We start from the raw sequence: 13,572 nt of genomic DNA on the forward strand, positions 1-13,572 counted from the left end.
TGATAAGGGCGCAGGGCGTTCCCTGTGGCCTTCGTCTTCCGAAATACCGAGCACCCACCACGGGCCAAGTGCATCGGCGGTACACAAATACAGATGTGAATTTAACCGCCACGATTCGGGCAGGGTACGCCAGAGCATCGCCAGCGGATGGTTTTTATCGCGCTCTAATAGACCGCCGCGCACCAGCCACAGGGATTCACTGCGGCTGAAATGCGCCTCACCGACGGCGAGCGTGTTGAAATGCAGGCTGCGCCCGCCGTTATCGTTGAGGATAAGGCCGGTTTTGGTTATCAGCAGGCTGACTCCGCTGGGCAACTGCCAGCCGGGGCCGAGCAAGCCCACGGGCGCAGGGGTATCGGTTTGGTAGCTGCTGTAGCTGCGGGACAGGATGAAAGGCACCGCGGCTGGTAAGGCAACGTCGGTTTCGGCGGAGAGAACTTTAGCGCCAAGGGTCGGATTAATAGGTTTTCCTTTAGGGGGCGCGCTAGCGATACCGTTTGGACAAGTCGAACAGGCCACGCCGCTGGGCGCACCAATCAACACGCCTAACGAGCCCTGAGTGATAGGGCCGCCGAGGGTGGTTTCGTCTGTTTGACGCGCTGCGGGTAATCCGATCATGTTATACCTTCCTTAGTATCGACTGCATTTAGTAGCACCCTGGTCCACCGGCGCCGCTTGGCCCACCGCCGCCACCGCCCATTACGCCATCGAAACCACCGGGGTCAGTGTCCTTAGGCAGCTCTGGAGGCGACAATGTGGCTCCGTAATTCCAGTTAATCAGCGTCGAATCGCCGCTTAAGGCGAGTGAAGACTGAAGATTAATGGTGTTCCCAATGAAGTGGATATTTCCTTCTTTGGTCAGAACAATTCTTGCTCCACCGCAGGAAAGCTCCAGATGCTCTCCTGCAGAGTAGACCGACACCTTGCCAGCGCTTTCGGTTTTACGCTCACCGACGCTGACCGTCATTTTTTTACCAATCTTCGCGGTATAGTTTTTCCCCACGGTTAGGGATTTCATGATTCCAACCTGCAGTGCTTCAATCAGCGCGACAGAGGTGTTCATAATGCCGCCGACAACGGTTTGATAGAGGGAACCTACGCTGAGAATTTTGGCAACGCCAATCGTCTCTTTTTTAGCGATGTTTACCGTTTCCATTTCATTTTTATGCACATGAATAATTTGGTTTTTTTTCACCGTTGTTATCTGGTTTTTATCAACGGTAACGGCCTGATTCTTTTTCACATGCTCGGTATGATTGGCGTCAACGGTCGTGCTGCGGTTGTTGAGAACGTCAGTATTCATGTCTTTCTGGGCATGGATGTAGACCTCCTCACGGCCCGCTTCATCTTCGAAGCGAAGCTCGTTAAAACCGTCGCCTTTGTGCGTTTTGGTTTTAAACGTGGTTTTTGTTTTTTCTGCGGGCAAATTTAGCGGTGGGCGATTATTGCCGTTGTAGGTACACCCCGTGATGATGGGGCGATCGATATCACCATTGAGATAAGAAACAATGACTTCTTGGCCAATGCGAGGCGTTGCAAGGAAACCAAATCCATTGCCGTTCCATCCCTGAGCAACACGAACCCAGCATGATGCTTTGTCATCTTCAGCGTCGTAGCGATTCCAATGAAAAAACACTTTAACTGCACCATCTGCGTCTACATAAATTTCTTCCCCTTTAGGACCAACGACTTCAGCAACTTCATCTCCATCAGCCTGTGGTTTGAAGATGAAAGGTGCCCGCCAGTCTGCTTTTCCGGTCATAAAGCTGAAACTATTGGTTAATGTGGTGCCGCCTTGATTATCTTCTTCTTCTAACGCTTCAGGCATTTTGCCGTGGTGTTCAATGGCCGTTATTTGCCAAAGGTCGTTCATGGTTTGGAGTGGGTGTTCAGTGATCCTGAACATGTAGCCCGGCATCAGGCGGATGCAGTTAGATTGCGCATGCCCAGTTCGGCTGTTTGAACGAATTTGTTCAAGCCGATATTTCACCATAGGCGCTGCTTCGGCATCTTTTTGAAAGCGACCATAGCTTTCAAAAATCGTATGGCTATTTGAGGCGTTTTCCGCCTCGGCTGAATGCTCTAAGAAGTAATCTGGAATGTGGTAGTTGCGGTCTTTATGTGCCGTTTTGCCCGGGCGCATTGAGGCACCAAACCGCAAGCTGTGGATAATATCGCCATCCATAGCGGTTTTAGGATGTGGGTTATAGAATAATAAATCGGTACCTGGCATTGCTAAATGAGTGTCGCCATACTGCATTCCTTCGGTATCGAACCAAAAAACAAGCCCCTCTTCGGATGCAAGACGGCAAAAAAATTGATAGTCCGACTCTCTTTTTTGAGTCACGAATTCACGCGTTTGATGTGGGTCTTTTAATTGAACACAGGTGGCTTTAACCTGATTTTGCTGTAGTATCTCGGTTAAAATTTGGGGTACCGAACGCTGATGGTAAATCCGGCTTTCTTGGTTAAGCGTCATCGTCCACATTTCGGGACGTATCGTTAATGTATAAAACGTGCGTCGAAATCCGCTATCGCCATGCTCAGCACGAGTCACGACCCCGGTTATTGTTCGTTGCTTTATATCATTAACTGTTATTGTTAATGACGCAGGTAAAAGCAGTAAGTCATCAATATTAATATTCGCGTTATGGCTAACCAGCGTTAGGGTTAGCTCAAATAGCTCTGAGAGTTTTTCGTTTAAATGAAACTCTGCTACATCAAAAGTATTCGTGGGTAACCCACCAATTTGGCACGAAAAATACAATCCATTTTTCATCGTGAAGTGTCCTTACATTATTTTCCGTTGACCAGATACATGACGCCAAAACTATTTTTGCTTTGATTAAGAGCAAATAAATAGCTCAGTACAATCGCGAAAACATATATCTTGCAGCCAGATCGAATGGTGACATAGTTTGTCATGAACCATTCTTAGGCGATTTCAAACTGCGCTATATCTTTTCCAGTTTGTGTCGATATCCAGTATGAACATGAAACACAAGAGCGAGTTTTACCTGTGGATGTGTTTTCGGGTTAATTTATAACCTGATGGGGATTTATTAAAATTAATTGATAATTAAGGAAAAGTTAATTTTCTGGATAGAATAAAAAGGCCAATATAATCAGTGGCCTGTGAGTTATTTCTTATTTAATACGCTGACGTTTTCAATTACACCGGTGGCAAATCAAACAACAGAATTTCTGCTTTTTCGTCTGCATGGATCGAAATAGCTGCTTCGTCCCAAATTGCGACACCGTCTGCGGTGCTGACGTGCTGACCGTTGATAGAGACATTGCCTTTAACTACCTGAATCCAAACGCGGCGATCGGCCTGCATCTGATAGACGCTTTGTTCGTCTTTCAACAGCGCCCAGCGAGTGAGCGTCATGTCTTGGAACACTTTCAGCGATCCATCACGAGCATCGGGAGACAGCACCAACTGGCGACCCTGTGGAACATCAAACGCTTTCTGCTCGTAGCGCGGCGTCAGGTTTTTCTGATCTGGAATGATCCAAATCTGATACAGGTGTAAATCGCGATCCTGATGAGCATTAAATTCAGAATGGCGAATACCGGTACCGGCGCTCATGATCTGAAACTCACCGGCGTTAACCTGTTCTTTGTTGCCCATGCTGTCTTGGTGAGCAACTGCCCCTTCCATTACATAAGTCAGGATTTCCATATCTTTATGTGGATGGGTTGGGAAACCTTCACCCGCCGCGATTTTATCGTCGTTAATTACGCGTAATGCGGAAAAACCCATGAAGTCTGGATCGTAATAATCGGCGAAAGAAAATGAGTGCCAGCTGTCCAGCCAACCATGATTTGCGTGACCACGGTCATTTGCTTTACGGATATAAATCATAATCAAAATCTCCTATGAGCCAGCCAATCAGGCTCTTGTTGTTGAAATCTAGTTTAGACCTAAGCCGATAATATGAAAGCGTAAAAAACTCATCCCTCTGTTCAAAAAATCAGAACAAGTTCTAGATTTAAAACCAGAAATTGGATTTAGGATGCGTGAAAAACAAGAATTTTTCTCATTTAAATCCTTGACTCTGGAGTGGACTCCAAGGTGTAGACTGCTATTAAATCTCGATTATTTCTCTTTTCCGTTTAGCGGATAACCTTACGGAGGTCAGCATGTCTGAGCACATTCACCATTCACATGGAACCGACCCTACACACGAGCATAGTCATAACCATGCAAGTTCTTCATGCGGCTGCGGTCACAGCCACAGTAAAACCCAACATGGTTGCTGTTCTGATAAAACTGTATCGCAAGATAGCCATGGCAGCTCGGTTTCTTCCTCTTCTTCTGAGGGCGATAGCTGTTGTAGCGGCGGTCATTGCCACGACGATGGCGATGATGAGGACGAACACCCCTCGGCACCTCCACTCACTCCACCACCGATAGGCAGTCAGCGTTTTAGTTGGAAAATCCGCGGTATGGATTGTCCTAGCTGTGCCAAAAAGATAGAAACTGCGGTGGGTAACATTCCCGGCGTGGAGCGTGCCGCCGTGTTGTTTGCCACTGAAAAACTGGTTGTTGATGCGGGGCATGACGTTAGCCAAAAAGTACAAGCTGCGGTGGAAAAAGCCGGTTTTGTGTTACTTGGTGCAGGTGGCACGAAAACTCAGCCTGAAAATGGTTTTTGGAAAGAATACGGTCTGTTGATCTCGTTAGTGGTCATGATGATCGTCAGCTATGGCATTGAACAGTTTAGCCCAGCATTAGGCCGTATCGCCTTTATTGCCACCACGTTAGTTGGTTTGGCTCCGGTGGTTCGGCAAGCATGGAACCTGACGCGCAGCGGTACGCCATTTGCGATTGAAACCTTAATGAGCATTGCCGCAATTGGCGCACTGTTTATTGGTGCGACCGAAGAAGCCGCGATGGTGCTGCTGTTGTTTATGATCGGCGAACTCTTAGAGTCTTACGCCGCGAGCCGCGCACGTAAAGGTGTAACGGCGCTTATGGCGCTGGTGCCGGAAGACGCCGTCGTGGTTGAAAACGGCAAACGTAGAACGGTTGCTGTGTCGTCGCTGATGCCGGGGCAAATTATTGAAGTTGCGCCGGGCGCACGTATGCCAGCAGATGCCGAGTTGCTGGCGGATGGCATTAGCTTTGATGAAAGCGCATTGACCGGTGAGTCGGTGCCGGTTGAACGCCAAAGTGGAGAGAAAGTGGCCGCGGGGTCGCTGGTTGTGGATCGCGTATGTCAGCTTCGTGTGGTATCGGAACCGGGCAATAATGCGATTGACCGCATCCTTCAACTGATTGAAGAGGCAGATGAGCGCCGAGCACCTATTGAGCGTTTCCTCGATCGCTTCAGCCGGTATTACACGCCCGCGATTATGTTGTTCTCGCTGTTGGTAATTTTGGTACCGCCGCTGTTGTTTGCCCAGCCTTGGGATACTTGGATTTATCGCGGCCTGACTATGTTACTGATTGGCTGCCCATGTGCCTTGGTCATTTCGACTCCGGCAGCCATTACCTCGGGTCTGGCCGCAGCAACGCGCCGTGGTGCATTAATTAAAGGCGGGGCTGCGCTGGAACAGCTGGGAAGGGTTACCACCATTGCTTTCGACAAAACCGGGACGCTGACGCAGGGAACGCCGCAGGTAACAGACGTTGTTGCTTTGTCAGGGATCAACACCGATCAGGTTTTAACGTTAGCCGCTGCGGTTGAAGTGGGCTCGCATCATCCTTTGGCGCAGGCGATTGTCCGTAATGTCGCTGATAAAAAATTAGCCATGCTAACTGCCGACGATCGTCAGGCGAAGGCCGGAGTTGGGGTTGAAGGCGTGGTTAACGGCGCGCTGGTTCAGGTGATGGCACCGACTAAGCTGCCGCGGGATGCCTTGAGCGAAGATGCACTTGCGCAGATCCATGCGTTAGAAAGCGCGGGGAAAACCGTGGTGGTGGTTATTCAAGCACTGCAACCTATTGGCGTTATTGCATTAAGTGACACCTTACGCGCAGACGCCGTGGAGGCTTTGGCGCAGTTGAAACAGATGGGGATCAGCGGCGTGATGCTAACCGGTGATAATCCGCGCGCAGCGGCGGCTATCGCCAGCAAGCTCGGGATTGAATTCCGCGCCGGTCTGCTGCCTGCTGATAAGGTGGATGCTTTAACGGTGCTCAGCCAAAAAGCGGATACGGCAATGGTCGGTGACGGCATTAACGATGCGCCTGCTATGAAGGCCGCGAGTATTGGGATTGCAATGGGTAGCGGCTCAGATGTGGCGCTCGAAACGGCTGATGCCGCGCTAACGCATAACCGCCTAACCGGATTGCCGGAAATCATCGCGCTGTCGCGCGCGACACATGCCAATATTCGACAGAATATCACCATTGCGCTGGGGCTAAAGGCGGTGTTTATGGTGACAAGCTTGTTAGGATTGACGGGGTTATGGCTGGCCGTTTTAGCGGATTCTGGCGCAACGGCCTTGGTTACCGCGAATGCTTTAAGATTATTAAGAAAGTCGAAGTAACGTAATAACGCCCTGTTATTACAAGAAAATAAATCGCGGCTAAAGTCTTTTTTAGCCGCGATGCGCATTTTATGACTTACGATACCCACATAGTTTATTGGTATACTCGCTCGGTTTTTAGTCCGAGTTAACTCGTTTTTCGTATTTAATCGAGCAAACAATTCACGAATTTAATACAAGCCAAATAAAAAAATGAAGAAATCCACTCTGCTAGCGCTGGTTCCAGCAGCGATGATGTCATCTTTTGCCTTTGCTGATCTGCCCGCGAGCGATGATGCAACTCAAACACTTATCGATCAGGCATCAACACCACAATTCCTCTCAAAATCAAAAGTGACCGATTCGAAAAAGCAAAGTCTTGCGACAACCAAGCAGGTGAATGACAAAAGCGCCGCGAAACAGGAATCTTCTTTCTTACCTTTCTGGGGGGATGAGGCGAGAGCGTTGGGCTATGAATTACCAGAGACTTTCGGTGTTGGCGTGAACTATATGAATATGCGCCAGAATATTGAAGTGGATAGCATTAAGTTAACTGGTCTACCGCTGAATCTTGACAAGTTGTTGAGTATTGGTGTTGGTCATACGAGAGAAAAAAGCAAAACTGAGTCTGTTAAGCTAGATGCTTGGGTTCTTCCGTTTCTTAATGTTTATGGTCTAGTTGGGCATACAAAAGGAACTTCAAGCACCAAAATTACCAGCGTTAAACTGGGGTCGTTTCCTATAAAAGTTCCAAGTGGAACCAGTTTTGACCTTGATTTTAAAGGAACAACCTACGGTGGGGGGGCAACCCTCGTTGGGGGGTATGAGAACTGGTTTAGCGCTATTGATGCCAATTATACAGAAACCAGATTTGATATTTTGGATGGGAATATTTCGGCATTTACGTTAACTCCGCGCGTGGGCTATCGTTTTACGACGCCAGGGCTGGATGCTTTGCATCTGGCCCCAGGTAAGCTAAATGTTTGGGTTGGCTCAATGTATCAAGATGTGCAGCAGGAGTTTAAAGGCAAACTTAGCGATCTTAATTTGCCTAGTGGTTTGGCTGGATTAGCGCAAAATGGCCGCTTTGACGTCAAACAGCACCTGCAATCGCCTTGGAACGTTCTAGTCGGGGCACAGTATGAGATTACCCGCAACTTCAATGTCCTGACTGAAATCGGTTTTGCTGAACGTAATAGCTTCTTCGTATCCGGTGAGTACCGCTTCTAATGCGTCGCGTTGGCGGGCTTTGGCTCGTGGCTTGCCTTAGTATTTCTTCTTTTGCACGGGCAGGAGATCTCCTGCCGTCGCGTCAGCAGGTGGATGGCTGGTTAAAAGGGCTCGGCTCGGACAATCAGTTTAATCCTGATAAAGGTATTGATTGGGGCGTGATGCCGGGCCCCTTTTATACGCCAGAGTTAGGGTTGGGCGTAGGCATGGCCGTAGTTGGCATGTATCGTCCGGACAAACACGATCACGTTAGCCAAAACTCAACGCTTTCGCTGAGCGGATTCGCCAGTTCTACCGGCGCTTTCGGTTTAGGTTTAGAGAACTACAGCTTTTTTGCTGACGATGCATGGCGCTTTTATCTCAGCGGCGCACTCAACGATATGCCGACCTACTATTGGGGAACGGGATTTAGTGCTGGCCGCAATAATGACGATAAACAGAAATACACCTCGCAGGAATTCAGCGCTAAGCCCGATCTGCTCTACCGAATTGCGCCTAACACCTATTTAGGTCTTGGCTGGTCATTTTCTTCTGTCCATGCCGCATCGATTCAAGATAAAGATCGCGGAACGCTAGAGCGCGAAAAAGCGGGTACTTCGGTGCTGAGCTCGGGCGCTAGCGCAACGTTTACCTACGACACCCGCGATTTTGTTTCCAATCCCCGGCATGGTCAGTTAGTGAATTTAACCTATACCTATTATGCTCCAGGGCTTGGCAGTGATACCCGTTTTGATTCTTTGGATACTCGCTATGCACTTTACCATGCGCTAGATGACAAAAATGTGCTGGCGTGGGAGATTGATGGTCGCTTCACGCAGGGCGATGTTCCATGGAATATGCTGCCGTTGCTGGGCAGCAATAATCGGATGCGTGGTTATTACGAAGGGCGTTACCGCGATCGAAACGTGGTGAGTACGCAAATCGAATATCGACGAAAGCTAGATTGGCGTCATGGTGTTGTTGGCTGGCTGGGGACAGGCACCATGGGGCCAAATACGCGAGATTTAGGCCAAAGCGCATGGCTACCTTCGGTGGGCGTGGGCTATCGTTTTGAATTTAAGCCGCGTATGAACGTTCGTCTCGATCTTGGCGTTGGTAAAGGCAGTACGGGATTCTATTTTCAGGTAGGGGAAGCCTTTTGAACATTGTACTCAAATATGGATTATCGAGTCTGATCTTGCTGACATCTGCCTGCTCAGCGAACGTCAAATTGCCGATTACGCCTGATCTATCAACGGCGCCTCAGCAGAGCGCTACGCGTGTGTGGCCAACGGTTGAGCGACTTTCTGCCCCCGATGGATTACGTCCGTGCTGTGCTTTTGGCTATAACTTAAAAGCACAAGCGCTGGGGATCCCCGTGCCCTTTTATCAGCTCAATAACGTGGTAGAAGCTGATTCGTTAGGCGAGCACCACTATAACGACAGTCTGTTTGGTGCGGTTGCCAATCTGATGGGGGTTAGCAGCGAGCAAGATGGCTTGCTATACACCACGCAGGGTGGATTTATCGATATTGCGCATGTGCGTGATACGGCGGATATGACGCTCTATCTGTTCAGCCATATTTGGCCGCAGCTGGGTCAGGCGCAAACGATCGAGCTCAGCCAAGAACTTGCTAAACGCAAAATCACGCTGTTTGCATTCACGCCTCCGCAGGACGAAGCCGAGCGCTTTACGTTGGCTGCTTATCTCTCGAGCTATTTAGCGTTCCAAGTAGCCGCGTGGCACGAAATTGCTCAGTGGTATGGTTTTGAATCTGTTCCCGGATTTTCAGAGGGAATTTCTGCTTTTTCGCCGGAAGATCTCTATTCGAACTTAGTTGGCGCCCGTTTGGCAACGTCGCTGATATTGCAGGGACATACGGCCTCGGTAGCGCAGTTTAATGTGGCGATGCAAACGATTCTGCCCGATGCGTTGCATCGTCTAGGTGCGGTTGACGCCAACGACACGCGTTTTCAATTCGATATGCTGGATGGCAATTGGTGGAATAGTCATCGTGCGGTGCCGGAGAAATTTCTGGTGTTGAAACGTAACTATCAAACGGAAGACGATCGCGTTCCTACGCCGGTGCCTAGCGAGCAGGCAAAGCCGCTGCGTTTACAGCTTCCCAGCGAGTGGGCAGGCTTGAAGATGCAAGCCTTGGGAGAACTTCAGCTTTGGCCCGGTCGTTCTATGAAGCAACTGCCTGCGCCTGCCAAATACTATACTTTCCGTGATTTCCCTGCCTTGGCGCTTCATGCCAGAGTGGAGGATGCCGTGGATTTGAGCGCGCAAAAATAGTAGAGAGATGAAGCTAAAGGGACGTAAGCGTGCGTCCCTTTTTTGCAATGTTTAGCCGATTAATTTGCTGTTTCGTCAATCACTTCGCGAGCGATAGCGAACAGCGATTGGTAATGACTCTCGCGATCGGCAATGTCTTCTTCAACGCCTATGGTGTTGTAGAGGAAAGTAATTTTAGTGTCCTCAACGCCTAAGTAGCTGCCACAGCTGATGAGAAAATCGGTGATGTTTTTTTCCCAACCGTATTTCACAAAGCCTGATTGCGAGCCGCCAACCAACGCCACCCAACGAATTTTTTTCGCCGGAAACCCTTTCCCGCCGTAGGCTAGGCCATGGTTCCAAACGCGATCCATATACCCTTTAATCATGGCCGGATAGCTGTACCACCACAGTGGAAAGACGACCACCAGCGTGTCGTGACCTTCCAGTTCGCTATACAGCTGATGCACGTCGGGTGAGTATTGTTTATTTGGATTTTCCCAGTCCGGCTCATCTTCAACGCCTAGCACAGGATTAAACCCTCGGCGGTAAAGGTCGAGCGTAGTGACGTCGATAGCATGGTGGGCGGCTTGGCTTTGCATGACCTCAACAATATGCGCGGTCAATGAGTCAGCGCGAGGATGCGCCCATACAATATACATTTTCTCTGATTTCATGGAGTTATCTCAATCTCTTAAGGTGTGGCTGACACTTTACGAGGGAAAGATAATTGTGTAAAAGTGAGTATTTGAGATGGGTTGATGAAGGATTTTCACTAATGCGGCTGAACTTTTCCGATTTTGCCCCGTTCATCGTTGTGGCGCGGCATAAAAGCTTTCGTGCGGCGGGAGATGAGCTTGGCTTGTCACCTTCGGCGATAAGTCATGCGATTAAGCAGCTTGAGCAGCGGCTCAAAATCCGGCTATTCAACCGCACCACACGCAGCGTTGCGCTGACCGAAGCGGGCAAGAGTTTATATGATCGAATGCGCCCCGCGTTTGATGAAATCAATACCATGCTTGATGAAGTGAACTGCTTTCGTGATTTGCCCATGGGGACATTAAAAATTAATGCTGCACGTGTGGCAGCCAAGCTGTTCTTGATTCCGTTGGTGGTGGGTTTTTCACGTCAGTATCCTGATATCAAAGTAGAAATCACCACCGATGATAAGCTGGCAGATATCGTGGGAGAGGCCTTTGACGCAGGAGTTCGCCCCAGTGCGATTGTGGAAAAAGATATGATCGCCATTCCTATTGGCCCACCGGTTAAGTTTGTCGTGGTCGCCACGCCGGACTATTTCGCCCAGCATGGAAAACCCAGTTACCCACGTGAACTGGTGGATCATCAGAGCGTTATATTTCGTTTTCCCAGCGGGCGGCCTTACCACTGGGAATTTGTTGGGCCTGAAGGAAAGCTAGAGGTCGCCCCCAACGGTAATATTATTTTGGACGACGTAGATACGATGTTGGATGCCACTTTGCTCGGGGCGGGTATTGCCTTTTTGTATTATGACCAAGTGAAATCTCATCTTGAAAGCGGCCAGTTGGTTTCCGTGCTCGACGAATGGTTACCGGAGCAGCCAGGATTTCAATTGTATTATCCGAGTCGGCAATACATGACCTGCGGCTTGCGTGCCTTTGTCGATTATATTAAATCCTCTTGAACGAATGGCTGAAAATTATTCAGCTGTAAACCTACTTCGCCCAACATTCATGCGCGTCCTTGAGTAGAATTGCTGCCTAAATCTGCAATGGGCAAAAGACTTCGTGATTTTATTACTTCTCACCACCGTATTGTGGGCATTTTCATTCAGCTTGATTGGGGTTTATCTGGCCGGTCAGGTTGATGGTTGGTTTGCGGTATTAGTGCGAGTGGCGCTTGCTGCGCTGGTCTTTTTACCCTTCTTGCGCTGGCGTGGGGTACAAGCCAAACAGGCTTTGCTGTATATGGCGCTCGGTGCCTGCCAGCTGGGAGTGATGTACCTGTTTTACTACCAGTCTTTCTTGTATCTCTCGGTACCAGAAGTTCTGCTGTTTACCATCATGACGCCGATTTACGTCACGCTGATCTACGATCTGATGCAGGGAAATCGGCTGCGCTGGGGATATTTATTCAGCGCGCTGCTGGCGGTTTTAGGGGCGCTGATTATTCGCTATAACCCGTTAAGCCCTCAGTTTTTACTCGGTTTTGCTCTGATTCAGGGCGCTAATATTTGTTTTGCGATAGGTCAGGTTGGCTATAAGCGCGTGATGGAAATCAGCCCTATGCCGCAGCGCAACGCGTTTTCATGGTTCTATTTGGGGGCGCTTTGTATCGCTTTACCGGCGTGGCTGCTGTTTGGTCATCATCAGATGATGCCCACCACGGGATTACAGTGGGGGATTTTGATTTGGCTTGGCGTGGGGGCTTCCGGTATGGGCTACTTCATGTGGAACTATGGGGCGACGCAGGTGGATGCCGGTACGTTAGCCATCATGAATAACGTGCTGATCCCGGCGGGGCTGCTGGTTAATCTGGCGATCTGGCAGCAGCACCCGGACTGGATCAGGCTGATTGCTGGTGGCGCGGTGATTGCGCTTTCTCTATGGGTGCACCGTCGATGGATTGTTCGTCGTGAGATAAAGCATCACGGGTGACTTTGCCGTGATAGACCTGCGCATCGCGTACGAACGGTAGATGCTCACAGGCATGACGGCGGGCGGAATCAATAAAGGCTTCGGTAACGGGCTGGTTTTGCTCACCGTCGCGAACCGCAGAGTATAAACGGCTCCACAAACCGTCACCGAGAGGCTTGGTGACAACTAAGCCTTGGCGTTCCACATTTTCTACTACCCAATGCGGTAGTGCTGCAATGCCCATCCGCGCCGCAACCATTTGAATCAGCAACAGCGTGTTATCCACACTTTTCAGCGCAGGCGTTACCCCCGCTGGCTGTAGGAAGTGGCGCCATACGTCTAGGCGTTGGCGTTGCACCGGATAAATCAGCAACGTTTCATCGGCTAAATCCTGCGGCGTTATTTCAGCTTTACCTGCCAAAGGATGATCGGGTGAAAGCACCAACCGAACCTCATAATCAAACATCGGCGTGTAATGCAAATGGCTGCGCGGCAAGATGTCTGACGTCATAACCAGATCCAATTCACCTTGTTGCAGCGCCGGCTGGGGATCGAAGGTAACACCTGAGTGGAAATCGACGGAAACATCCGGCCAGTGTTCACGGAATTTATCTAGCGCTGGGGTAAGCCATTGGATACAGCTATGGCATTCGATGGCGATGCGCAGCGCACTTTGGTGTGGCTCGTTGCAGGCTTTCAACGCCTGTTGGATCTGCGGCAAAACCTGTTCTGCCAATCTCAACATAATCTCACCCTGCACGGTAAAACGCAGTGGCTGGCTTTTGCGTACAAATAAGCGATAGCCCAAACGTTCCTCTAAATCACTGAACTGATGTGAAAGGGCGGACTGCGTTTGATGCAGTTGCGCTGCCGCAGCGGCTAACGAGCCCGTATTTCTCAGAGCCTGTAGCGTCCTTAAGTGTTTCAGTTCGATCATGAGAGTCTTTCACCTTGAGTGTGAATAATTTGCGCTTGTTCGATATACAGTAC

The 13,572-nt window shown here is 49.6% G+C and carries 11 protein-coding genes; 6 read left to right on the forward strand and 5 right to left on the reverse strand.

What is annotated here, in order from left to right; translation table 11 throughout:
• From BN1044_RS11615 to BN1044_RS11625, 3 genes are all read right to left on the reverse strand, one after another.
• The coding region (locus BN1044_RS11615) for a DUF6531 domain-containing protein (RefSeq protein ID WP_254663929.1) at positions 1–618 on the reverse strand (618 nt) is incomplete at its 3' end.
• 28 nt (positions 619–646) lie between these two features.
• Positions 647–2,779: a type VI secretion system tip protein TssI/VgrG gene (tssI, locus tag BN1044_RS11620; RefSeq protein WP_072308828.1), complete on the reverse strand. Its 2,133-nt coding sequence runs from the start codon at positions 2,777–2,779 to the stop codon at positions 647–649.
• Positions 2,780–3,172: 393 nt separating this feature from the next.
• Positions 3,173–3,868: a pirin family protein gene (locus BN1044_RS11625; protein ID WP_072308829.1), complete on the reverse strand. Its 696-nt coding sequence runs from the start codon at positions 3,866–3,868 to the stop codon at positions 3,173–3,175.
• A gap of 278 nt (positions 3,869–4,146) precedes the next feature.
• Here BN1044_RS11625 and BN1044_RS11630 point away from each other — a divergent pair, with 278 nt between their 5' ends.
• The 4 genes from BN1044_RS11630 (at position 4,147) to BN1044_RS11645 (ending at position 9,988) form a co-directional block, all read left to right on the forward strand.
• A complete protein-coding gene (locus BN1044_RS11630) occupies positions 4,147–6,501 on the forward strand; it encodes a zinc/cadmium/mercury/lead-transporting ATPase (RefSeq protein ID WP_072308830.1) in 2,355 nt (784 codons plus the stop codon).
• Positions 6,502–6,693: 192 nt separating this feature from the next.
• Positions 6,694–7,710 carry a hypothetical protein gene (locus BN1044_RS11635; protein WP_072308831.1) on the forward strand — a complete coding sequence of 339 codons (1,017 nt, stop codon included), beginning with the start codon at positions 6,694–6,696 and terminating at the stop codon, positions 7,708–7,710.
• Entirely contained in the window at positions 7,710–8,852 is a 1,143-nt protein-coding gene (locus tag BN1044_RS11640) for a BamA/TamA family outer membrane protein (protein WP_072308832.1), read from the forward strand. Before BN1044_RS11635 ends, BN1044_RS11640 begins: the two co-directional genes overlap by 1 nt.
• Complete coding sequence (locus BN1044_RS11645) at positions 8,849–9,988, forward strand: DUF4056 domain-containing protein (RefSeq protein ID WP_139130931.1); 1,140 nt, start codon at positions 8,849–8,851, stop codon at positions 9,986–9,988. Before BN1044_RS11640 ends, BN1044_RS11645 begins: the two co-directional genes overlap by 4 nt.
• 59 nt (positions 9,989–10,047) lie before the next feature.
• Here the strand turns inward: BN1044_RS11645 and BN1044_RS11650 are convergent, their stop codons facing one another.
• Complete coding sequence (locus tag BN1044_RS11650) at positions 10,048–10,644, reverse strand: NAD(P)H oxidoreductase (RefSeq protein ID WP_072308833.1); 597 nt, start codon at positions 10,642–10,644, stop codon at positions 10,048–10,050.
• Positions 10,645–10,745: 101 nt separating this feature from the next.
• On the opposite strand from BN1044_RS11650, the gene BN1044_RS11655 reads away from it, so the two are divergent.
• Positions 10,746–11,630 (forward strand): LysR family transcriptional regulator, encoded by an 885-nt coding sequence (locus tag BN1044_RS11655; RefSeq protein ID WP_072308834.1) that lies wholly within the window; start codon positions 10,746–10,748, stop codon positions 11,628–11,630.
• 103 nt (positions 11,631–11,733) lie between these two features.
• Positions 11,734–12,603 carry a carboxylate/amino acid/amine transporter gene (locus BN1044_RS11660; protein ID WP_046360352.1) on the forward strand — a complete coding sequence of 290 codons (870 nt, stop codon included), beginning with the start codon at positions 11,734–11,736 and terminating at the stop codon, positions 12,601–12,603.
• Here the strand turns inward: BN1044_RS11660 and metR are convergent.
• The gene (gene metR, locus BN1044_RS11665) at positions 12,512–13,519 is read right to left on the reverse strand and encodes an HTH-type transcriptional regulator MetR (protein WP_072308835.1); all 1,008 of its coding nucleotides are present in this window, start codon (positions 13,517–13,519) and stop codon (positions 12,512–12,514) included. The two genes, BN1044_RS11660 and metR, sit on opposite strands and share 92 nt — an antisense overlap.
• Between the last annotated feature and the right edge of the window lie 53 nt (positions 13,520–13,572).

The organism is Hafnia alvei (assembly GCF_900095695.1).
GTDB lineage: Bacteria > Pseudomonadota > Gammaproteobacteria > Enterobacterales > Enterobacteriaceae > Hafnia > Hafnia alvei_B.

Excerpts from the sequence above, each read along its gene's own strand:
- tssI (WP_072308828.1), bottom strand. The coding sequence starts at position 2,779 with ATGAAAAATGGATTGTATTTTTCGTGCCAAATTGGTGGGTTACCCACG.
- BN1044_RS11625 (WP_072308829.1), bottom strand. The coding sequence starts at position 3,868 with ATGATTTATATCCGTAAAGCAAATGACCGTGGTCACGCAAATCATGGT.
- BN1044_RS11630 (WP_072308830.1), top strand. The coding sequence starts at position 4,147 with ATGTCTGAGCACATTCACCATTCACATGGAACCGACCCTACACACGAG.
- BN1044_RS11635 (WP_072308831.1), top strand. The coding sequence starts at position 6,694 with ATGAAGAAATCCACTCTGCTAGCGCTGGTTCCAGCAGCGATGATGTCA.
- BN1044_RS11640 (WP_072308832.1), top strand. The coding sequence starts at position 7,710 with ATGCGTCGCGTTGGCGGGCTTTGGCTCGTGGCTTGCCTTAGTATTTCT.
- BN1044_RS11650 (WP_072308833.1), bottom strand. The coding sequence starts at position 10,644 with ATGAAATCAGAGAAAATGTATATTGTATGGGCGCATCCTCGCGCTGAC.
- BN1044_RS11655 (WP_072308834.1), top strand. The coding sequence starts at position 10,746 with ATGCGGCTGAACTTTTCCGATTTTGCCCCGTTCATCGTTGTGGCGCGG.
- metR (WP_072308835.1), bottom strand. The coding sequence starts at position 13,519 with ATGATCGAACTGAAACACTTAAGGACGCTACAGGCTCTGAGAAATACG.